This window comes from Maribacter sp. (assembly GCA_020629415.1).
Lineage (GTDB): Bacteria > Bacteroidota > Bacteroidia > Flavobacteriales > Flavobacteriaceae > Maribacter > Maribacter huludaoensis.
The window spans coordinates 76,801-78,475 of record JAHDDL010000012.1 but is presented as its reverse complement, the minus strand read 5'-3'; the positions used below and the strand labels follow the sequence as shown (position 1 = coordinate 78,475).

2 protein-coding genes are annotated in these 1,675 nt (G+C 38.3%); both read right to left on the bottom strand.

Going from position 1 to position 1,675, the window contains the following annotated elements; all coding sequences use genetic code 11:
- On the bottom strand, nt 1-758 hold a 758-nt coding region (locus QZ657_RS07055; RefSeq protein ID WP_291965863.1), incomplete at its 3' end, for a family 43 glycosylhydrolase.
- A 2-nt stretch (nt 759-760) separates the two neighbouring features.
- On the bottom strand, nt 761-1,675 hold a 915-nt coding region (locus QZ657_RS07050), incomplete at its 5' end, for an MFS transporter (protein ID WP_291965861.1).

Genomic DNA, 1,675 nt, shown 5'->3' with positions numbered 1-1,675 from the left:
TATGAAAAATAGTATTTGCCATTATACTTATGCATCCATGAAGCTTCAAAAAACCGACGGTCATTATCGGCTTCTAGCAATAGGTTTCCTTCGGTATCCAATATTTGAATTTCCTTAGGCTCTTCGGCAAACTCCAATAAGTCATCTGTAAGTTTTGCAACTATGGGCAATAAAGCCGGTTCGTTTGGCGTAGGCAATTCATTATCCTCATGGTATGCATTGTTTCTGTATTTCTGTAACTGTCCGCCCCAAATGCCCCCAAAATATAGGTAATAAGAGCCGTCTTCATCTTCAAAAACGGCTGGGTCTATAGAATAACTTCCTTTAATGGCATCGGGTTGCGCCTTAAACGGACCAGTAGGACTATCAGAAACCGCAACACCTATTTGAAATATTCCATCAGCCTTTTTTGCAGGAAAATACAAGTAATATGTACCATCTTTATGTGCGGCATCTGGAGCCCACATTTGTTTTTCTGCCCAGGCTACATCATCAACATGCAACGCAATTCCGTGATCCGTAGCTTCACTGTCAATGCTATCCATAGAAAGCACATGGTAATCTTCCATGGCAAAATGGCTTCCTAAATCATCAAATGGAATATCTGATTCTATATCATGCGATGGATAAATATATATTTTACCATTAAAATAATGGGCAGATGGATCTGCAGTGTAAATGTGTTTCACCAAAGGTTGAGAAACCGCGTTTTTGTTCAATTCGTCAAAGTCAATATGATCTATACTTTCTTCTGGCATAATTAAGCTTTTCTTCTTGTTATTAAATCTTGTTCTATTTGGTTTTCCATTTTCTTGTTGATTTCATACAGAAATAATAGGGCAATGGCAATAAAAAATGATATGGCAGGATAAATACTTACCAGCATTTTTGTTCCCTCAATAGCGCTGTCTGGCTGTACAACTGTTTCTGTGGCGGCAAATTTCTTTGGGATGTAATTGTAGAGTCCCAATATCCAAGTTACCAGTGAGCTACCTATGGTTAATCCTAGTTTAAGCCCGATCATCATGGCAGAGAAAATGATGGCTGTTGCACGTCTGTTATTTTTCCATTCGGAATAGTCGGCCACATCTGCTATCATTGCCCATAAAAGCGGTATGGTTATTCCATAAAAGAAACCATGAAGTATTTGGGATAGAAACATAAGTTCTACAGAAGTAGCGGGGAAAAAATAGAATACCGCTATGAATAAGGTGGACACGAATAAGGCGGAGCCAAAAACATCGCGTTTACCATATTTATCCGCTAAAGCTTTAGAAAGTGAAATGCCAACTATCATGAAAATAATTCCTCCGGCATTGAACAGTCCAAAACCAGCGGATATAGGGTTGTCTCCGAAGAAATTGACACCTATACTTTTCAATCCGTTTAAAATAGGACCATTGAAGTCTGCTAAGCTGTTGGCATCTACGTAGTTTTCAAAATAGTAAACGTATGAACCACCTTTCATAGCCAAGGTTATAAATACCAAAGTTGTCAAAAGCAGCATAATTATCCACGGACGGTTTTTAACCAAATCGCCCAAATCTTCTTTAAAGCTAGATTTTTGTTCCACTGTTGGTATGACCCTTTCTTTAGTGGTAAAAAAAGTAATTAGTAACATTACCGTGCCAATGATCGCCAAATAGGTCATGACAATTTCTATACCTACGGCCTT